Origin of the sequence: Segetibacter sp. (assembly GCF_025963695.1) — a bacterium.
In the GTDB taxonomy this organism is placed as follows: domain Bacteria; phylum Bacteroidota; class Bacteroidia; order Chitinophagales; family Chitinophagaceae; genus Segetibacter.
Window position 1 is genome coordinate 31,997 of sequence record NZ_JAOQAH010000078.1, and the last position, 21,976, is coordinate 53,972.

Annotated in this window: 13 protein-coding genes; 9 read left to right on the forward strand and 4 right to left on the reverse strand. The window is 38.2% G+C overall.

Annotated elements, in window-relative coordinates; translation table 11 throughout:
• Window positions 1–3: 3 nt before the first annotated feature.
• The 7 genes from JWR87_RS13325 to JWR87_RS13355 all read left to right on the forward strand — a co-directional run bounded on the left by JWR87_RS13325 (window position 4) and on the right by JWR87_RS13355 (window position 16,134).
• Complete coding sequence (locus tag JWR87_RS13325; protein WP_297820872.1) at window positions 4–993, forward strand: hypothetical protein; 990 nt, start codon at window positions 4–6, stop codon at window positions 991–993.
• Between the two features lie 42 nt (window positions 994–1,035).
• The gene (locus tag JWR87_RS13330; RefSeq protein ID WP_297820874.1) at window positions 1,036–1,908 is read left to right on the forward strand and encodes an alpha-1,2-fucosyltransferase; all 873 of its coding nucleotides are present in this window, start codon (window positions 1,036–1,038) and stop codon (window positions 1,906–1,908) included.
• Window positions 1,909–1,931: 23 nt separating this feature from the next.
• Entirely contained in the window at window positions 1,932–3,176 is a 1,245-nt protein-coding gene (locus JWR87_RS13335) for a glycosyltransferase (protein ID WP_297820876.1), read from the forward strand.
• 103 nt (window positions 3,177–3,279) lie between these two features.
• Window positions 3,280–9,864, forward strand: a complete 6,585-nt coding sequence (locus JWR87_RS13340; protein ID WP_297820878.1) for a polyketide synthase — start codon at window positions 3,280–3,282, stop codon at window positions 9,862–9,864.
• Between the two features lie 3 nt (window positions 9,865–9,867).
• Complete coding sequence (locus JWR87_RS13345) at window positions 9,868–13,884, forward strand: non-ribosomal peptide synthetase (protein WP_297820880.1); 4,017 nt, start codon at window positions 9,868–9,870, stop codon at window positions 13,882–13,884.
• Between the two features lie 102 nt (window positions 13,885–13,986).
• Window positions 13,987–14,901 carry a glycosyltransferase family 2 protein gene (locus tag JWR87_RS13350; RefSeq protein ID WP_297820882.1) on the forward strand — a complete coding sequence of 305 codons (915 nt, stop codon included), beginning with the start codon at window positions 13,987–13,989 and terminating at the stop codon, window positions 14,899–14,901.
• 66 nt (window positions 14,902–14,967) lie between these two features.
• On the forward strand, window positions 14,968–16,134 hold the full coding sequence (locus tag JWR87_RS13355; RefSeq protein ID WP_297820884.1) for a glycosyltransferase family 2 protein: 1,167 nt from the start codon (window positions 14,968–14,970) through the stop codon (window positions 16,132–16,134).
• Between the two features lies 1 nt (window position 16,135).
• Here JWR87_RS13355 and JWR87_RS13360 read toward each other — a convergent pair whose 3' ends face one another.
• Genes JWR87_RS13360 through JWR87_RS13370 form a run of 3 tightly spaced genes read right to left on the reverse strand, consistent with a single transcriptional unit; the run spans window position 16,136 to window position 18,564 of the window.
• Window positions 16,136–16,972, reverse strand: coding sequence for a glycosyltransferase family 2 protein (locus tag JWR87_RS13360; protein ID WP_297820886.1), 837 nt, complete (start codon window positions 16,970–16,972; stop codon window positions 16,136–16,138).
• A 45-nt stretch (window positions 16,973–17,017) separates the two neighbouring features.
• Window positions 17,018–18,142, reverse strand: coding sequence for a sugar transferase (locus JWR87_RS13365; protein ID WP_297820889.1), 1,125 nt, complete (start codon window positions 18,140–18,142; stop codon window positions 17,018–17,020).
• Between the two features lie 41 nt (window positions 18,143–18,183).
• Window positions 18,184–18,564, reverse strand: a complete 381-nt coding sequence (locus tag JWR87_RS13370; RefSeq protein ID WP_297820891.1) for a hypothetical protein — start codon at window positions 18,562–18,564, stop codon at window positions 18,184–18,186.
• 619 nt (window positions 18,565–19,183) lie between these two features.
• Here JWR87_RS13370 and JWR87_RS13375 point away from each other — a divergent pair.
• Entirely contained in the window at window positions 19,184–19,900 is a 717-nt protein-coding gene (locus JWR87_RS13375) for a TylF/MycF/NovP-related O-methyltransferase (protein WP_297820893.1), read from the forward strand.
• A 612-nt stretch (window positions 19,901–20,512) separates the two neighbouring features.
• A complete protein-coding gene (gene xerD, locus JWR87_RS13380) occupies window positions 20,513–21,430 on the forward strand; it encodes a site-specific tyrosine recombinase XerD (RefSeq protein ID WP_297820895.1) in 918 nt (305 codons plus the stop codon).
• 51 nt (window positions 21,431–21,481) lie between these two features.
• Here xerD and JWR87_RS13385 read toward each other — a convergent pair.
• Window positions 21,482–21,976, reverse strand: a 495-nt coding sequence (locus JWR87_RS13385; RefSeq protein WP_297820897.1) for a YfbK domain-containing protein, incomplete at its 5' end; no start/stop codon positions are given.

Sequence of the window (21,976 nt, forward strand, 5' to 3'; positions counted from 1 at the left end):
AACTTGAAAAACAGATTACAAAACCCAGAACAAAGAATAATGCAACGGCTAATCTTAAAATCTTTATATGCTTTTGTACTAATAAAATATCCAGGGATGCGCAACGATCTAAGATATTTTATAAGAGATAATTATTTCTGCAGACTTAATCAGCTTCAATTTATAGTCAAAGATTACTTAGTAAGAAAACAGTATAAAGAAACTGATTACCAGGGAGAGTTTGACCAGGAGTTGCGATATGTTTTACCTTTTGCCTACTGGCACCATCTAAACGGAACACTTAAGAAAACAGTGTCATGTAAGCATACAAAGGCGTTTTATTTTTTCAGCGAAAATCATGAAGAAAGATATGCAGAACGTATTTGGGAGGCGGGTTACGACTATTACAGTGTACCAAACATGACACACAGCAACTCGTTTAGTTATAAAAAGTGGGCAAGAGTTCCGCTTAAAAAATTTTATAAAAATAATCAGTTTGTTTACGCTAAACCAATACTGATTATCGCCAATAAATATAATGTTGAGTGGGGCAATCCTCCACTCAATTATCTTGATATAGAACTTCTTGATAAAATAGTATCGAAGTATAAGTCCAGGTACCAGGTCATTTACAATAGGCCTTTATCAACCCAAATCGTCTCTGATAACAGCGAAGTACTCGATCTTAATGAACACGCCTGGCTGCGGCAAACGCATCCGGAGGTTTTACTTATGAACGATCTTTTTACCACTTACCAATCAACAGTCAACAGCTTCAATCATTTGCAGTTGATGGTTTATGCTAACTGCGACCGGTTCATATCCATGCATGGTGGTACGGCGGCCTTAGCAAGTTATTTTGGTGGAAAAAATATAATTCTATCAAATCCTTCCGGTGGGATGGAGCATCATTTCAATGAGTATAAAACAATTTTTCCTGCGCTGTCCGGCGCCACAATACTGCATGCAAAAAATCGCGAGGAAGTATTAAAATATTTGGAAGAATTATATTAATAAGAGAGGAGCAGGTAGCTAATTCTTACAAATAAGTATAGAATGATCATTACAAAAATTACCAGTGGATTAGGAAATCAGCTTTTTCAATATGCCGTTGCAAAAAGTCTTTCTTTAAATCGCAACACGCCTTTATTTTTTGACTTAAGTTATTATCACTCGGCTTACGAAACCGATACCGCACGCAATTTTAAATTGCATCATTTCAATATTGATTATAAAGTATTGAACACCTCCCCACTTGTCTATTTTTCTAAAGCAACTAAATTATTTCCCAATAGAACTTTTAAACCTTTTTTTTCATTGCTGAAAGAAAAGCATTTTCATTATGATGCGGAGATTGTGCGGTGCAGTTCAGTTTGTATAACCCTGGAAGGCTTCTGGCAATCGGAAAAATACTTTGCCGGCAGTACAGAAGCAATAAGAAGTGAATTAACCTTTAAAAGTATTGCAAATACGAAAGCCGAACATTATAAACACGAGATTAATAAAGCAGTAAATGCAGTGTCAATACATGTTAGGCGAGGCGACTACGTTAGTCACCCGCAGTTTAGTAAAAGCTTCGGCTTTATCGGTCTCGATTATTACGATAAGGCAGTTGAACACTTAAAAAGCAAAATCGAAAACCCCACTTTTTTTGTTTTTAGTGATGATAAAGAATGGGTAAAGAAACACTTTAGTTCAAATGACCACTATGTATTCGTTGAAATTGAGGGCGAAGACAGTGATGTAACAGAATTGCAACTAATGAGCCTTTGCAAGCATCATATTATTGCCAACAGTTCTTTCAGCTGGTGGGGAGCATGGTTAAATAACCATAAAAACAAAATGGTGATTTCTCCGAAAAGCTGGTATAAAAATAAGCCTGATTGGAACACTAAAGATTTGATTCCAGCTTCATGGGTAACGTTATAAACGATATGAAGCAAGTATAGCCTATGTATAGAGATCACGATATCATAATGCTTTCATCATCCCGTTGGGATGACAATCTCTCGTCCTCGGCTCTGAGTCTTGCAAAGGAATTTTCAAAGTCTAACAGGGTCTTTTATATAGACCATCCTTTTTCTGTTAAAGATCTCTTATGCAGAAAAAACAGAACCGGGCTTAAGTCAAGAATTTGGGCCTTGCTGTTTGCTAAAAAAAACTGCAGGCATATTAAAAATTTTCCTACGGGCTTTGTAGCGGTAACACCAATGCTTACTATTCCTGTAAATTGGTTGAAGGAAGGAAGGCTTTATAATTTTTTATCTGAAAAAAATGACAAAATATTACACTTAGCCCTGCGGACGGTTGTAAAAAAGTATAGCATTAACCGGTATGTTTTTATAAACATCTTCGACCCTTTCTTTTTCAAAAGCTTCCCGAATGATATAAAACCAACCCAAAATATTTATCTGACAGTAGACGACATAAGCCAGGAGGAATACATTTCAAGGCATGGGGTACGACTTGAAAAGGAAGCAATTGCCAGGGCTGATTTTACTTTCGCCACTTCTAAAGAATTAGTAAGGCGGAATAAATTATTCTCTAATCGCGTTTTTTATTTACCCAATGCTGCAGATATCTCAATTTTTAAAAGGGCTGCAAGTGTCATTTTATCAAGACCTGAAGAATTAAAAAACGCAACAGGAAAAATAATCTGTTATACAGGCGTTATTGGTACGAGAATTAATTACAATCTCTTAAAAGAGATTGCCATTATTCATCACGATAAGACGCTTGTATTAGTCGGGCCTTTCTTTACAACAGATTACATTGACACGGGCCTATGCAACCACGCCAATGTTGTATTTACCGGCGCTAAGCACATTAATGATCTACCAGCTTACTTACAATATGCCGATGTTGCAATCATTCCTTTTGAATACAATCAATTAACAAAAAGTATTTATCCTTTAAAAATTAATGAATACCTCGCAGCAGGCAAGCCTGTAGTATCAACAGCATTTTCTGAGGACATACGAGATTTCGAAAACGTGGCGTATGTGGCAAAGACCAATGAAGAATTCTTATACTTTATTGATCTGGCTATAAAGGAAAATACAATGCAAAAAAGAGTGGAAAGAATTAACGAGGCTGCACGAAATACCTGGCAAAATCGGGTAGAAACTTTTTGGAGTGTTCTTGAGGGCCAAAGTAAAGTGGCTGTATTGCCGGTGGAGGCTTTTTCAAAAAAATGAGCGGTTTTAAAATAACAGTTGCAGATGATCGGTTTCTATACGAGTTTTTCAAATGGGTTTAAATATTCAAGCAGTATAAACCTTAGTAAATATCCAATAGTTGATGTCAAGTTTTAACCATAGCATTCTTAATAAAGAATTGGTTCATGCAGTTTTTGAATTAGCAGCGCAAAAATACGCTGACAATGCTGCTATAGTTTTTGGCGATCAAATGATTACTTATAAGCAACTAAATGAACAGGCAGAAAATTTAAGTTTTTTAATATTATCCACCGCACCCGAAGTTGAAATAATTGGCGTTAGCGCATCACGAAGTATACAAACTATAATTGCTGTAATTGCTGTATTGAAAGCAGGCAAGGCTTATTTGCCACTTGACATTGATTATCCCCGGCAAAGGCTTTCTCATATCATACAAGATGCAGATTTAAAATTTTGTGTTGCGGAGAGCAAGGAGATCGGTCTGTTTGAATCACTGAACGTTAATGCAATAGTGGTTAATGAGCGATACTCAAAGGGTGGCTCGGAACAAAAGACCGTGCAAAGCTCAACAGCTTATGTTTTATATACTTCAGGATCGACGGGCAAGCCGAAAGGTGTTTGCATGGGTCATAAAGCTCTTGTAAATCTCTTAAAATGGCAAGCTAAAAGTTCTTATGTAGGCGCTAACACAAAAACGCTTCAATTCGCACCATTAAGTTTTGATGTTTCTTTCCAGGAAATATTCGCAACGCTTACAACAGGCGGCACGCTCGTATTGATAGAAAATGAGCTGAGAATTGAACCGGAAGCTTTATTACAATTCATTGAAAAGGAAAAAATAAGCAGAATTTTTTTGCCGTTTGTTGCATTACAATATTTAACCGAAGCCGCAACAGTGGCCGGTCTTTTTCCCCGTTGCTTACAAGAGGTAATCACTGCAGGCGAACAACTTAAAATTACACCGGCAGTTGAACGCTTTTTTAATCAAATACCCAATTGTTGTTTAATTAATCAATACGGTCCAACTGAGTGCCATGTAGTAACTGAATACAAATTAACAGGAGCAGCATCCACCTGGCCCAAACTCCCCCCAATAGGCAAGGCAATTGACCGCACAGAAATATTAATCCTAGATGATGACTGCCATGAGCTTCCTGGCGGCGATATAGGAGAACTGTGTATAAGCGGAGCCAGTCTGGCAATTGGCTATTTAAATAAACCTGAGTTAACAGCTACCAGGTTTATACAAGTTAGCAGGGCCAATGGTGAAAGTGAAAGAGCATACCGAACTGGTGATCTGGCCCGCATTTTAGAAGATGGCAACATTGAGTACCTCGGACGAAAAGATGACCAGGTTAAAATACGCGGGGTAAGAATAGAGTTAGGCGAGATTGAAGTATTACTTAATCAATTCACCAATATTAAACAAGCAGTAGTTATTGCAGATGAAGGGGAAGATAGCCAGAAACGTTTAGTAGCTTACCTGGTCTCTGCTGATGGTCTAAATAATACGACGGAAATAAAAGAACACCTGGCCGGGCAGCTGCCTGATTACATGATGCCGTCGGCCTTTGTCTGGCTGCAGGAGTTGCCAAAAACTACCAGTGGCAAAATTGATAGGAAAGCCTTACCCCGGCCTGCCATTACTCGTCCTAATCTTGCTGTTCTGTATAAAGCTCCTAAGACTGATACTGAAAAACGTCTGGTTGCTGTGTGGTCTGAAGTGCTCGGCATCAATGGACTCGGTGTTAACGATAATTTTTTCGAGCTTGGCGGAAACTCTTTACTCGCTCTTAAATCAGCAACTATTCTACTTGAAAAGTTTGGCTACAAACTACCTGTTACAAAACTTTACCAGCTCGCCACCGCTGCAGCAATTGCCGATTTTCTGGATCGGGGAACGAAGACAAAAAAGGTTGAGTTTGCCACAAAACAAACACAGGAAAATACAGATGATGATATAGCAGTAATAGGTATGGGTGTTCGTTTACCAGGCATTAATACTATTACAGAGTTTTGGGAGGTATTAAAAGAAGGAAAAGAAACAACGACTTTTTTTACCGACGAGGAGTTATCGGCCCATATTGATCCTGCAATAAAAGCAGATAGCAGTTATGTAAAAGCAAGAGGGATTATTGATAAGATAGAAGAATTTGATGCTGCTTTTTTTGGACTTAATCCCAAAGCTGCTGCTCTGATGGATCCGCAACAGCGAGTCTTCCTGGAGATAGCATGGGAGGTATTAGAACAGGCGGGACATCTGCCCGAAAAGCATAATGGAACAACGGGGGTGTATGCCGGATCTGGAAACAATTCTTATTATATAAACAACGTCTCGTCTAACCCCGAAGCGGTTGATAAAGTAGGTGCGTTTAATGTAATGACGTTAAACGAAAAAGATTACATAGCGTCAAGAACGGCGTACGAATTAAATTTAAAAGGCCCTGCCGTCAGTGTTTACTCAGCCTGTTCTACTTCATTGCTTGCTGTTGCACAGGCGGTAGATGCTATCAGAAAGGGACATTGCTTTATTGCAATTGCAGGTGGCGCCTCAATTACTTCGCCTGTTAAAAGTGGACACCTTTACGAGGAAGGTGGTATATTAAGTAAAGACGGTCATTGCAGGCCTTTTGATAAGGATGCATCAGGAACGGTGTTTAGTGACGGTGCGGGTGTAGTCCTTTTAAAAAGCCTTGCGCATGCAAAGCGTGACGGTGATACTATTTATTCAGTAATAAAAGGTGTAGGTGTAAACAACGATGGTTCGGCAAAAAGCAGTTTTACAGCTCCTAGTGCTGAGGGCCAGGCAAGGGCCATAACAATGGCGATAAGAGACGCAGGCTTACAACCCTCAGACATTTCGTTTATTGAAGCACATGGCACTGCTACTGGCATTGGAGACCCGATAGAAATTGAAGGCTTACACATGGCTTTTGGGGAGCAGCAGTCAAATCAGTTTTGTGCTATTGGCTCTGTTAAAAGCAATATGGGCCACCTAACAGCTGCTTCGGGCATTGCGAGTCTCATCAAAACAACCTTATCATTATTTTACAAACAAATACCTCCTACTCTATTTTATAAAAAAGCGAACCCTGAGATAGATTTTGTAAATAGCCCTTTTTATGTAAATAATCAACTTGAAGAATGGACTGCTAATGGAAAAAGAAGAGCAGGTATAAGTTCATTTGGTGTCGGTGGTACCAACGTGCACGTTATCGCGGAAGAATACGAAAATAAAAAAGTCTTTTCTGGTGCGTCAAGGCCGATGCAATTGATTACGTGGTCTGCAAAATCTCCACAAAGCGGACAAGGTTACGCTAAAAAACTTTTAGAATACTTACAGCACAACGAACACCTAAACCTTGCAGATGTAGCTTATACGCTTCACGCTACGCGCCCTGATTTTAACCATCGCTATTTTGCCATAGTCTCAACTGGTGAAAGAGAAATAGAGATTTTACAAAAGAGTGTTGGTTCAGCAGAAGCCAATGTTGTTACTGAAAAGCCTTCAGAAGTTGTCTTCATGTTTCCCGGCCAGGGATCGCAGTATGTAAATATGGGCCGCGAGTTATATCAAAACGAATGGGTGTACAGGCAATCAATTGATGAGTGTGCCGAGTTACTACAGCCTTATCTCGGAACTGATATACGCCGCATCATTTTTACAGAAGATATATGTAAGGAAAATGAGACTAAAATCAATAATACCTTCTATACACAACCGGCAATATTTATTACAGAATATGCTTTAGCTAAATTATGGATGAGCTGGGGCATCGAGCCAACAATACTTTGTGGTCATAGTATTGGCGAAGTGGCTGCCGCTCACCTCGCCGGCGTTTTCAGCTTAAAGGATGCTATAAAATTTATAGCATTAAGAAGCAAAATGGTAAGCGAGCTTCCAATGGGAAAGATGCTATCAATAAGAATTGACGTTGAAAGTTTGAAAAAAATACTTCCCGAAAGTCTATCAATAGCTGCGATAAATAGTGACCATTTGATTGTGGTAGCTGGTACTGAAACAGCCATTCTACATTTTTCTGATTTTTTAACTACCTCGGAAATACCAAACAAAGTGCTTTTAACAAGTCACGCTTTTCATTCTTCAATGATGGATCCTGTCATTGAAGAATTACAAAAAGTGGTTGAAGGGTTAAGTTTATCTCGTCCTTTGAAACCCATCATGTCTACGGTTACAGGTACCTGGCTTACCGACGCACAAGCTACAGATCCAGGCTATTGGGCGAACCATGTTAGGAAAACAGTATGTTTTGGAGATGCATTAAAAAATATATTATTAGAAGACAATCCAATTTTTCTTGAAGTAGGTCCTGGTAATGTTACAACTACGCTTGCCCGTAAGCAGGCAGCGGGAAGAAAGATAAGTGTAGTGGCAAGTCTCGGGAATAAAGGCTCCGAGTATTACTTGTTATTAAAGGCTTTGGGAAGGCTGTGGCTATATGGCTTACAGCCGAACTGGACACTGTTTTACTCAAATGAAGAGCGAAGAAAATTATTGCTTCCAACTTATGCCTTCAATAAAAAATACTGTTGGATCGATCCTCCTATTACGCCTTCAACATCTAAGCAATTAGCAATTGAAACTTTCAGAGATGATACGCTCCCTAAAACTATGTTACCTGAATTACCCGTGAGAAAGGCAAGTATAATTGAAAAGATAAAACTTATCATTGAAGATGCATCGGGCATTGAAATGGCCGATGATAACACAGTAATAAGTTTTTTAGAAGCGGGCCTCGACTCTTTATTACTGACCCAACTTGCCTTAACATTAAGAAAAGAATTTGGCATTCCCGTTACCTTCCGCCAATTACAGGAGGAGAGTAATACGGTAGATCTGCTAGCTGAATATATTGATAAGACTCTTTCACGTGACACCCATTCGCCACCCGTTCAGACTACAATTGAACCTTCAATTAATAGTTCTCTTTCTGCCAGAGGCGGCAATCATATCACTTTAGACGCTATTACGCAACAGTTGCAGGCACTAACAAAACAGGTCGAAATTTTACGGGGCGATCCAAATATTTTTTCAGCAAATAATTCAACAACTCATCCAGCTGGTTTTTCGAAAAATGGCTCTTCGTACGATGCATCTGGCTTAACACATGAGGAGTTGATGGAAATAAAAAAACCTTTTGGAGCAACTCCGCAAATCGAGCGTAAAAAAACTGATTTTACAACTACTCAGGAAAAATTTTTACAGCAATTAGTCATAAGGTATAATCAAAAAACAAAAGGCAGTAAGACTTTTACACAGCAGAACCGCGCACACATGGCAGATCCTCGTGTGGTATCGGGGTTTTCTCCGTTAACCAAAGAAGTTGTTTACCCTATTGTTGTCGAAAAGTCAAAAGGTAGCAGGTTGTGGGATGTAGATGGAAACGAATATGTAGATGCGTTGAATGGTTTTGGCTCCAACTTATTCGGCTATCAGCCAGACTTCCTGAAAAAAGCGATTTACGACCAGGTAGAAAAAGGCTTTGAATTAGGGCCACAACACGAGCTTGCAGGTGAAGTAAGTAAACTGATTTGTGCGTTTACTAATTTCGACAGAGCCGCTTTTTGTAACACTGGCTCTGAGGCTGTTTTAGGTGCTTTGCGAATTGCCCGTACAGTAACGGGTAGATCGTTGGTAGTGGCTTTTACAGGTTCTTACCATGGTATAAATGACGAAGTACTAATTAGAGGAACAAAAAAATTAAAATCATTTCCGGCTGCGCCGGGAATAATGCCCGAAGCTGTTCAAAACATGCTTATTCTGGATTATGGCACCGATGAAAGTATACAAATAATCAGGGAACGTGCACATGAACTGGCCGCCGTTTTAGTTGAACCTGTGCAAAGCAGGAGGCCTGAATTCAGGCCGGTAAGTTTTTTAAAACAGGTACGAGAAATAACACTGCATTCAAACACTGTTTTGATTTTCGACGAAGTGATAACAGGTTTTAGAATGCACCCGGGAGGAGCGCAGGCTCTATTTGGTATAAAAGCCGATATAGGCACTTACGGTAAAGTAATTGGCGGAGGATTGCCGATTGGCGTTATCGCTGGCAGAAAGCAATTTATGGATGCACTCGACGGAGGCTATTGGGATTATAACGACAACTCCATCCCCGAAATAGGTGTAACCTATTTTGCCGGAACCTTTGTTCGGCATCCACTGGCTTTGGCCACTGCTAAAGCCTCTTTGGAGTACATGAAGGCAAAAGGACCCGAGCTTCAAAATAGGATAAGCTACAAAGCAGAGCATCTTGCTGAAAAAATAAATGCTGAACTTGAGAGCAGGCAAATGCCCATCTATATTGCCCATTTTGGTTCTTTATGGAAAACTAAATTCAAAGAAGATGTACTGCATTCTGAGCTAATGTTTACGCTAATGCGTGAAAAAGGCGTTCATATCTGGGATAGCTTTCCTTGTTTTATGACAGAAGCACATACAATGGATGATGTAGAATTTATTATTGACGCATTTGTAAAAAGTGCTGACGAAATGATAGCGGCGGGCTTTTATAAAGAATTGAAGGCCAGTAATCATAAAACCGTTAGAAAAAATGGATGCAATTCTTTTAATACCCTTCCAGTTCCTGGTGCTAAGCTAGGGCGGGATAAAGACGGCAACCCCGGCTGGTTCATTGCTCACCCTGAAGAACCGGGAAAGTACCTTCAGATAAAGACACATTAAAGTATGGTTACAAGTACATCTTCATTAGAATACACAACTATTGATTTTGATCCATTTGCCGGATTACAGATCTTAGCAGTTGCACCGGTTACAGAACCGCAGAAAGAAATATGGGTTTCATGCGTGTTAGGTGGAGATGATGCAAGCAGAGCTTTTAACGAGTCCATTTCCTTGAACTTTACTGGTGAGTTACAAAAAGAGAAATTAGAAAGAGCATTACACGAATTAAAAGAAAGACACGAATTACTACGCTCAGCCTTTAGTGCTGATGGTAACCATATCTTCATTTCTGAAAATCAGTATAAAGAACTGCCTTACGAAGATTTATCAAATCTTGAACTTGAACAGCAGGAACAATTAATAGCAAACGAAGCAAGACAAGAAGTTCTATATGTTTTTGATCTGTTTAATGGGCCGTTGTTTAAAGCTAAATTATTGAAGTTATCAGGTGAGAAACATGTTCTTACACTAACAGCACATCATATTATCTGCGATGGCTGGTCGTTAAGTCTGATTATTCAGGAGCTAGGCAAATTATATTCCGGGTATATGCAGAATATTCAAGTCGAGTTACAGTCTGCTGTGTCTTTTAATGCATACGCAAATGAGAAGCTTTTATTTTACAAAACGGAAAAGTATAAAGCAATAGAAGAATATTGGCTTAAGCAATATAAAGAAGACATTCCTACAGTAAGTCTTACTACAGATTTTCCTCGTCCGGCAATTCGCACCTATGCAAGTCAACGTTTAGATTTTAAGTTTGATGCAACGCTAACACTATCGCTTAAGCAACTGGCTAATAAAAGTGACTGCAGCTTTGTTACTACTTTAATTGCTGGTTTCGAAGTATTTCTACATCTCGTAACGGGTCACGACTCGCTTGTGCTTGGTCTGCCATCAGCTGACCAGGCAGCAACAGGACAATACAATTTGGTGGGTCATTGTGTAAACCTTCTTCCTCTTAAAAGCCGGGTAAACAGTAAGAGTAGCTTTAAAGATTATTTAAAGCTGCGCAGAAAAGACATTCTCGATGCTTTTGATCATCAACAATTCACTTTTGGAAGCCTGCTTAAGAAATTAAATCTATTGCGCGATGCGTCGCGGGTTGCAATGGTGCCGGTAGTGTTTAATGTAGATATGGGCATGAATGACGGAGTAAGTTTTTATGGGCTACAACACAAACTCATAAGCAATCCCAGAGCATTTGAAACTTTTGAAATCTTCTTAAATATAACCGGCTCTGAAGAGTCGCTCGTTTTCGAATGGTCATTTAATACCTATTTATTTCAAGCTCAAACGATCAACAATATGATGGAAGGTTTTAAAAATATTTTGAAATCAGTAATTGACAATCCATCAATTGCAATCGAAGACATTTCTCTTGACAATAAAATAGATTTAAGTGTCAAACGTAATCAGCGAGATGCTGCAACGGTTTTTTATCCCCGCGACAAATCTGTCTCAAGGCTAATTAGTGAGACGGCTGAAAAGTTTCCAATTAAAACTGCACTGGTTTTCGCAGACAGAAAAATAAGTTATAAGGAGTTAAACAGAAAATCGAACCAATTTGCTAACTATCTCATCAGTGAAGGAATAAAGGCAGGAGACATAGTTGGGGTGGCTCTGGAAAGGTCTCCCGAAATGCTTATTACATTGCTTGCTGTAATGAAAACCGGTGCTGCTTTTGTTCCTTTAGATGTGCTGTATCCCACTGATAGGATCCAATATATGTTAGATGATACCTCTGCCCGTTGTATTATAGTCAACAAAAGGCATAAGGGAAAATATAACTCGCCTGAAGTGTTTATCGAAGACGTTTTACCTGAATTAGCTTCTTTCTCAAAAGGCGATCCGGCGACAAAAGTTTGCGGTAATGCCCTTGCTTACGTTCTTTATACATCGGGGTCTACCGGCAGGCCCAAGGGAGTGCTCATCAAACACAGGAATTTAGTAAATATGCTGTGCAGCCTTTTAAAAATGCCTGGAATAACCCAAAGGGATGTGTTACTTGCAGTAACCACTATTTCTTTTGATATAGCGTATGTTGAATTGTTTTTGCCTTTATTAGTGGGTGCAACTATCGTGTTAGCAGATGCAAACGTGGCACGAAACGGCCGCGAAATTTTACAAGTTGTAAAAGATCAACAAATAACTGTCATGCAGGCAACGCCAGCCACCTATAAAATGATGCTTGCAGCAGGCTGGGAACAACCTTTGCCAATAAAAATTCTTTGCGGTGGCGAGCCAATGTCTAAAGATTTAGCAGATAAATTATTGACAAGATGTGGTTCTTTATATAACATGTACGGCCCAACCGAAACTACCGTTTATTCTACAGGCAAGCAGATCCTTCCCGGCGATGAAATTATTTCTATTGGTTCCCCCATCAACAATACACAGGTATACATTTTAGATGAAAAGCTGAATGCTGTACCGCATGGTGCTACGGGAGAAATATATATTTCAGGCGATGGGGTTGCGGGTGGATATATAAACTTGCCGGAATTAACAGAAGAAAAATTCATTAAAAATCCTTTTGGAATAGCTGAAGGAAAAATGTATAAAACAGGCGACCTCGGCAAATTTTTAATCAACGGAGAAATACAATGCCTGGGCCGGATAGACAGGCAAATAAAACTACGGGGCTTTCGAATAGAGCCGGGAGAAATTGAAAAAGTTATTATAAAGTATGGCCTTTTTAACGAAGCCCTCGTAATGGCCCAGCAGGATGAAAGGTTACATCAAACCCTCGTGGCTTATGTGGTGTTTAAAAACACTTCAGCCAAGAATAACTTTTCAAAAATAGTTGCAAAACTAAAACAACAATTGAAATTGGAATTGCCTGCTTACATGATTCCTGACGATTTTATTGGCCTTTCACAATTACCGCTTTTGCCTAATGGCAAAATTGATTATAAGGCAATTCCGAAAGTACACCGACAAACAGCAAACAAAGATGAATCAGAGTATAGCGAAGCTGAAAAATTGGTAAGTAATGTTTGGAAGCAATTTCTGGGCGAACAAAACATTGGAATTAACGACAACTTTTTTTTGCTAGGCGGACATTCCATGATTGCAGTAGAAGTTATGGTTCGTATTGAAAAGGAGACAGGCATAAAGCTGCCTTTATCAAGCTTGTTTAAGTATCCAACCATTAAAGGGTTTGCAACTTTACTAAACGCAGATAATAAAGAGACTATTTGGAAGTCACTGGTTCCTATCAAATCAACAGGAAGCAAAATGCCTATTTATATTATTCATGGCAGTGGTTCAAACATTATGAATTTCAGCAGCTTCGCTTTACATATGGACGAGGAGCAACCAGTTTATGGCTTGCAGGCCAAGGGTCTGAACGGGGTAGACAAGCCTTTGAATAATATGGAAGAAATAGCTAGCCATTATATTACCGAGGTTGTTAAACACAATCCTACCGGCCCATATGCTATCGCCGGCTATTCGTTCGGGGGCTATGTGGCAATTGAAATGGCAAGGCAACTGAGGTTGTTGGGGAAAGAAGTAAAGTTGCTGGCAATGTTTGATACAAACGCTGAAGAACACTTTTCAAAAACAACTACTTTTAATAAGGCCTGCAACAAAGTAGTAAGGCAGTTTAAAAAAGGTGCATGGATAACATCTCGGCTACTAAAACACCCTGGCAGTACAATCGATTACCAGGCTAACTTTTTAAAAAACAAAGTAATATCACTTTCCACTTCGATAGGACTTTTAAAACAACAAAAACCCGAGGGGTATTTATTGGAGTTGCATCGTATCAGCCAGCAAAACAATATGGCCTATTACAATTACCGGCTACAACCTTTCGATGGGAAGATTGATCTTTTTAAGGCAAAAGAGAGAGTCTATTTTGTAGATGATTTTAAATTTCTAGGATGGAAAAAGTATGCATTGCAGGGTGTACTAGTTCATGAAGTTCCGGGGGATCATAAAACCATGCTATTCCCTCCTAATGATAAAGTTTTTGCCAGCGTTTTGCAAAAAGCGCTTGACAGTTGTAGTTAATTATTCAACATAAAAGAACATATTGAAGGCAATAACCGCCTCAGGCATCCTTTAAAATTGTAGCTCCTACACAATGAGAATTGAACGAAAAGTTTTTGTCTTATGTCATTCGTTTCTATAATAACAGTTAATTACAATAACCCTGTAGTTACAGAAGAACTACTACAATCAATTTTTGAAAAAAACGGGTTTTCTGATATAGAAATTATTGTTGTAGACAATGGCAGCAAAGTAAACGGCGTTCCCGCATGGATAGAAAAATATCCTGCGGTCAGGTTTATAAGATCCGAAACTAATCTCGGTTTTGCAGGGGGAAATAATCTTGGCATAACCGCCGCCACGGGCGATTACCTGTTCTTCGTTAACAATGATACTGAGGTTACAGAAAATTTAGTTGGGATTCTTGCCAATACCCTTGATGAAAATGCACATGTTGGTGTTGTATCGCCTGCTATTTTATTTTTCGATAAGCCCGATATCATTCAGTATGCCGGTTTTACGAAAATGAATTATTTAACCGGAAGAAATGAAACCATTGGTATTGGTGAAAAAAATATTGGTCAATACAATAATTGCATAGGTAAAACAGCATATGCTCACGGAGCCGCCATGATGATCAGGCGAACAGCAATTGAGAAAGCAGGTTTAATGGCAGAAAACTTTTTTTTGTATTATGAAGAACTGGATTGGTGCGAAAGAATTAAACAAATAGGGTTTGAAATTTGGATTAACACAAATGCAATTATACTACATAAGGAATCTCTTACCGTGGGCAAACACTCTGCTTTAAAAGAGTATTATATGAATAGAAACCGGATCCTTTTCATTCGTATACATGCTCAGGGTTTTACCTATTTTGGATTTATGATTTACTTTCTAACCGTAGTTTCTACCAGGAATATTGTTAATTATATAAAACACAAACAATTTCGTTTTATCTCCATCTTGTTCAGAGCTATTAGCTGGAATTTTACAAACAAGGTAAATAGTAAGCGTTTATATTTTCCGTCGTCGTGAAATAACAGAAATAGGTTGTGCGTTAAAGCTTAGAATTATTCTTTGTTTCGTTCAGCGCTAATTTTTATGATAGCTATTTTTTGGATCTGTGTGTTTATCATTTTTTATACTTATGTCGGCTATGGCATTTTACTTTATTTACTTGTAAAGATCAGACAGGCTATAAAAGGGGAAAGGCCGGTAAATAATAACCTCAAAAATCTCCCTTCGGTTACTTTAATTATTGCAGCCTATAATGAAGAACATATCATTGATAAAAAGATAAAAAATACGCTTACGTTAAATTATCCTGCAGATAAAATTAAATATCTTTTTATCACCGATGGCTCTACTGATGGAACTCCCAATGAAGTAGCAAAATACGATAGGATAAAACTGATGCATTCGCCAGAGAGAAGTGGTAAAATAAATGCAGTACATCGGGCAATGAAGGAAGTAACAACAGAGGTTGCCATATTTACCGATGCAAATACTTTTCTCAATAAGGAAGCACTAATAAATATCGCACGTCACTATAAAGATGAAAGAGTTGGCGCTGTATCAGGCGAAAAGCGCGTTGAAATAACGGATGTTTCTGACGCTACTGCCGGCGAGGGGTTTTACTGGAAATACGAATCGGCTCTAAAGAAGTTAGACTCGCAACTCTTTTCGGTCGTAGGTGCCGCTGGAGAACTTTTTAGCATTCGTACAAGACTCTATGAGCCTGTTCCTGCCGATACAATCTTAGATGATTTTATGATCTCGCTGTTAATAGCGGCCAAAGGTTATCGTATTGTTTATGAACCTGACGCCTTTGCTCTTGAGTCTTCTTCAGCAAATACTTTAGAAGAGTTAAAAAGAAAAGTACGCATTGCAGCTGGCGGAATTCAGTCTATACTTCGTTTGCGCACTTTATTAAATCCTTTCAAATTTCCTGTGTTATCATTTCAATACATTAGTCATCGCGTATTAAGATGGACGATTACTCCATTATGTATGATAATAGCATTTATTCTAAACTTTGTTATTCTTTTCTACTCGCCAGCCTACGTTTATAAACTTATGTATTTAGCTCAGTTGCTTATATATACTGCAGCTTTTTTTGGATGGTTATTCGAAAGGAAGGAGATTAAGGTAAAGGTGCTTTTCATTCCTTTCTATTTTTGCATGATGAATTATGCTGTGTTAGCAGGTATTGTAAAGTTTGCATCAAACAAACAAAGCGCAGCCTGGGACAAAGCCCGGAGAAAATAAGTTATAAGTCCGTTCGAACCTCACTAAATCGCCGAGGAAACAAAATCTTTTTAACTCGCTTACTAACTCCTGTCAAAAAACCCCCTTCCAGTTGTATCCGTCTGTCAGTCGTCCAGACCAAGGTGTTAGCAGCACTAATACTTTTCAATTTTCCAAAGCCTTTGTCTCTTAATTTCAACGCAAGCCACCCATCCTCGTTACTTCCTGCAGGGTGGTCGAATCCTTCTACCAACAAGCCGTTATCCCTTCTGAAACAGGAATTAAATCCATAAACATTAACAGCTTCCTCTTTTAAGTGCTTGTGGTAATGCTTTACCAGGCTTGTAGCATATTCGTAAAGAAAATAAGTAAAACGGGAAGTGCCACCAGTAGGAATAAAAGAGAAGCCACCGTAGGTTAGCGAAATGGTCGAGTCATTCTCCAGAGGAGTAACCATAGCGTCGATCCAATTTGATGAATAAATAGTATCAGCGTCAGCGTTTAAAATATATTTTCCTGTTGCTACTTTTAAGCCTGCATTTCTTGCCGCTGTTATTCCTTGCTTCTTTTCTAATATGCATTTGATACCTGTCGACCTGACCAGGTCCTCGGTTCTATCAGAAGAGTTATTGTTTACTACTATAATTTCTACCGATTTCTCAGTTCTATTGAAGGCTAAAGAATGTAAAGTTTTAAGGATGTTTTTTTCCTCATTGAAAGCGGGTATTATAATAGAAACTTCGTGAAATTTTCTTTTTTTTAAATCTTGATAACGCTTTCTTATTAATTCAATTCTGGCTGTTATCGGCACATCTTCCCATATGCTTTTAATTTCAGCAGGTATGTATAAAGCTCTCATATTTTTTAATAAATCTTTCTTCTCCTACGCCATTGGGTATAACGCCTACGCGTCACTTTTCTGAAATAAAGCTGCAGGTGTATTAGCCATAATATACAGGTCAAAAATTGGACTTGCTTTTCTTGCGTAGATAATATCCAGGTCTACTCTGTCTTTAACAGACATTTCAGCTTTCCCTCTTTTTTTAATCTGCCAAAAACCGGTCATACCGGCTGGTGCTGTAAACCTTTCTACAAATTCATTAGTGGTTAACGTCGCTGCTTCATATAAGGGTAATGGGCGGTTGCCAACTAAAGACATATCACCCAGTAAGATATTGAGAAGCTGGGGAAGTTCGTCAAGGCTAGTGTTGCGAAGAAAACTACCTACACCTGTTATGCGGGGGTCGTCACTAAGTTTAAAAAAAGACGGCCCTTCTTTGCTTAAATCATACTGGTTTAAATGAGCTAACTCGCTAATCTTTTTATCTGCATCTTTTACCATTGTTCTAAATTTATAGAACTTAAAAATTCTATAACCCTGACCAGCTCTTAAAGAGCTATAGAACACTGGTCCTTTTGAGTCATACCAGATTGCAATGGAAATTAAAATGAACAGCGGCAGTAATAGTAAAACGAGTACAGCAGCAATGAAAATATCAAACACCTTCTTTAAGAAGAAGGAAAGATCTCTTGCCTTTGTTTTTCCTTTTACATGCAGTTCTTTTGTTTTGTAGATAAGCCCGTAATAGTAGTTTTTACTTTTTGCTTCTATGGCATTTTTAACTACAAAATCAAGGCTTTCTAGTTCCAGGTCTATTACTTCATCTACCAGGTTAAAAGCCTTTAAAAATTTAGCTTCGTTTCTAGTAAGTTTCTTAGCATTGTAAATGATAATTGTATTGGTTTTCTCTTTGGCAATAGAAGAGAATTTTTCGAGCTGGTTAACTACTAATGCAATGTCGATAACAATTATTTTGTAAGACTGACTGGCAATGGAAAAAACTTGATGCTTTGCTTCAGAATAATCTGCTACTACATGGGGATTACCAATATAATTATACGAAGAGGGGGTCTTGGACTTTCCAATTAAAATGATAGGAAATTTATCTTCAGATCTATTAAGTACCGATATTCGATACCATCGTCTTTTAAAGTCTTCTCTGGTTATTAGTTCACTTTCTATATTCATAAATAAATACCTTGCGTTTTCAACTGAAATGGTTAATACACCTATTTACTCTGCATCGTTAATACCTGTCGTAAAATTTCATTAGCAGCAGTTATTAATTTAACCGGATCAAATGGTTTAACAAAGTAGTGAGGAGTAATTTCGTTGCCGAACCTGTCGACTATTTTTTGGTCGCTTAGAAGTACAATAACGGGTTTCGAATAAAGGGAGCTGTTGCTTACGAACTTCATAAAGTCTATACTTTCCTGGGTTTCAAAGTCTGCGTCTATAATAAAAAGATCAATGTTTTTTGTTGTTTTAAGTTTAGTAATGCCATCCGAAATATTGTTTGCAGGTATTACACTATAATTATTTGAAAACGTGGTTTTCAAAAGATAGTTCATATGCCTATGCCCCGAAATGCTTAAAATTTTTTTTCGCACATGCAGTAGTTAAGAATTTACAATAAGAAAATCTAAAAGACATAACAGATGCGGCTATTAAGGTTATTAATAACGCATGTATTTTAATTCTTTAGAATGATGGATAGATTTACTACAAAGGGTACTAACCCAGGCTTCATATGTAGAATAAAAGGATATAAGATAGCAGATAGAGAAGCACTAAACTAGAAACTCTACAACAATGTAAGCTATCCGTAAATTTACTAAAAAAATAGTATATATACTTAAGACGGTACTTAGCAAAAAAAGATGCTTTAAGTCAAAAATGTTTTAAACTACAACAGAAGATGTGTGGAGTGGTGTATTAGCGTGAATATTTTTAATACGAAAAAGATTTAAAGTAGCTTTTGTGTAACTCTTTTCTATTAAGAATAGGTGCAAGTGAAGAAGATGAAATGAAAGATATCAATTACACTTTCATCTTTACGCATTGACGATCACTTTATTCTTCGTCTTGTTCTCACTACCAATTATGAAAATCTTTACGGTGAGTACAACCTTAAACACTGTTATTTCATCAGTAATTAGCCAACCTACTACATTAAAAAAGCTAACTCAGCAATTGATGGCATACCTAAAAAAACACTCGCTTATTTAAATGAACAACTTTTTTATAAATCAAAAACCTTTTAATGTTAAGGAGCCAGCTCCTATAGTTCAAAATATTAACAGAGTACTAAAGCGTTTAAAATTCAACTATGTATTGCAGCCCATACCAAATCCTATAAAGGATATGACCACGATAGAGCAACGTATAAACTTCTTTCATTTGTTGGAGAACGTGATAGTAAGTGATATAAAGGGAGACGTTGTTGAATTAGGGTGCTTCACCGGGCAATGCGCTATGCTTTTTCAAAAGACTATTGAAATAATGCAGGCAAACAAGAAACTGCATTTATACGATAGCTTTTCGTCAAAATTTACAATAGAAGGCAGTGTAGTTGAAGCGTTGCAAGATAATTTTAGAAAAGCAGATTTGAGACTACCTGAAATATATCCAGGTTACTTCAACAGCACTCTGCCAAAAGAACTACCAGAAAGTATTGCATTTGCTCATATAGATTGCGGATTTGGAGGAGACCCTTTACAGCATAAGGAGATTGTTACGCATTGTTTAAGTAGTATATATCCAAGAATGAGTAAGGGATCGGTATGTGTCCTTATGGACTACCATGATAGTTCTCTAACTGACAAAGGCTTTGATGCTAACCCAGGCGTAAAACTAGCTTGTGATGAATTTTTAGCTGGTAAAGAAGAAAAAGTCACTTCGTTATTTGGTAACCAATATTCACATGGATTTTTTAGAAGGCATTAGACTTTGGTAATTATAGGAGCACCTCCCCTAACAGAACTAATGCCTGTTGTTGTGTAGTGGCAGAAACTGCAAACAACAGGGTATTGATAATACTTACAATTACTTTTTCTTGCAAATACAGCTAAACTCAAAGATTAAACGGTACTTGAACTTTTAATAGTCTTTTAGTCTACAGATTTCTTCAGAAACTATTCGTCGCACAAACTAGCCTGTTTGTCTATAACAAATTGCTGGTTTGCCGATTAAGCCGGCAAGTAAATTCAACGAAATGCTACTTTAGCAACGACAAGTAATCCAGAATACATGATTGCGATTAAGGGCCGCGTTTCTACGTGGCTCTTATTTTTTTACACCTTTTTTCAACTTTACGTACCCGTACGCTCGAACGGCTCTTTCCTTATTGTTATAACCGTGTGGGTTGAAATGGTTTGAATATTGGCACTATCGTTTGTGAATGGACAGATCAAATTACAATCGTGTAAAGTGAGCGGATAAGTACCGGAAAAACGTTTTAGCTACCAGAGGAGATTTTTTAAGGCTTTAATCTAAATACTACCCATTTTCTCTAAAACCTTACTTTGCACGTTCAACTACACTTACAGGTGCAAAAACATGTGGGACTCATACAAAAAAGGATTTAAAGCTTATTTACAACTGGAGAGATCATTGAGTGACAACTCAGTTGAAGCCTATTTGAGGGATGTTGATAAACTGACAGCTTTTTTAATAGCAACAGAAGAAAAAAAATCTCCGGCGGAAATAGATTTAAAACTATTACAAAAATTTCTGCAATGGGTTGGCGAACTGGGAATGACTGCGTCAACACAAGCCAGAACCATCTCGGGCATAAAAGGCTTTTACAAATATTGCTTAATGGAAGACATCGTAACGGTCGATCCGACAGCACTATTGGAAGCTCCCAAACTAAAAAGAAGTTTACCTGATGTCTTAAGCTTCGACGAGATTGAAAAAATCATTGGCCAAATTGATCAAAGCAAACCTGAAGGCGGGCGAAACAAAGCAATTCTTGAAACAATGTATAGTTGCGGACTTCGTGTAAGCGAAATTGTAAACCTGCAAATAAGCTGTCTTTATCTGGATGTTGGTTTTATAAGGGTTATTGGAAAAGGTAATAAAGAGAGACTGGTTCCGATTGGTACTGATGCTATCAAATACATTAAACTATACAAAGACAATATCCGTGTTCATGTGCCAATCAAAAAAGGATGTGAAGACATCTTGTTTGTCAACAAACGAGGTGGGCAGCTTTCACGGATAATGATCTTTTATATCATTAAAGACCTGGTTAAAAAGGCCGGCATTACTAAAGTTATCTCACCCCACACGTTTCGACATTCTTTCGCGACGCACCTGGTTGAAGGTGGTGCCGACCTTAGAGCGGTGCAGGAGATGCTGGGACATGAAAGTATTACAACCACAGAAATCTATACTCATCTTGATCGTGATTTTCTTAGAAGCACATTGCAACAGTTTCATCCTGCTTTTGCCCCCCGCCCTAAAGGGAGCTAAGAAAGTAATCGGATCAATCCGATTTTTCTTTACTCCCTTTAAAGTCAAAAACTACTCCTTATTCGACGCTACATCTTTAGTTAACTTCTGAGCTTTCTTAACCAACTCTAAAAACTCTTTGCGGTATCCTTCCGTATCGCTTTCTAAAGCTTCGCTGGCAAGTTGTACAACTTTTGCAAAAGTGCTGTTTGCTTTATAGGCAGAGTTACGAAGCAACATCCCAAATTGAGCAACAGCCGCTGCAAAACGTAAATTGTCTGAAGCCTCTGATATAGCTGTATTATGATCTATTACAGGATGCTGTAAAAGTTTGCTAACCTCTCCATCTGGCTGCTTATATCGAAGTTTAATATTTATCAATTCTCCATTGAAAGCTGTTTCAACTTTTTGTTTCACAGGCTTCTGGTATCGCAACTGGTCAACAGAATCAAGCACACTACTTTTTACGCCGGCGGGAATGATTTCATACAAAGCTGTAACTGTATGTCCGCTGCCCAATTCACCCGCATCTTTTTTATCGTTGTTAAAATCTTCCTTTGCAAGCAT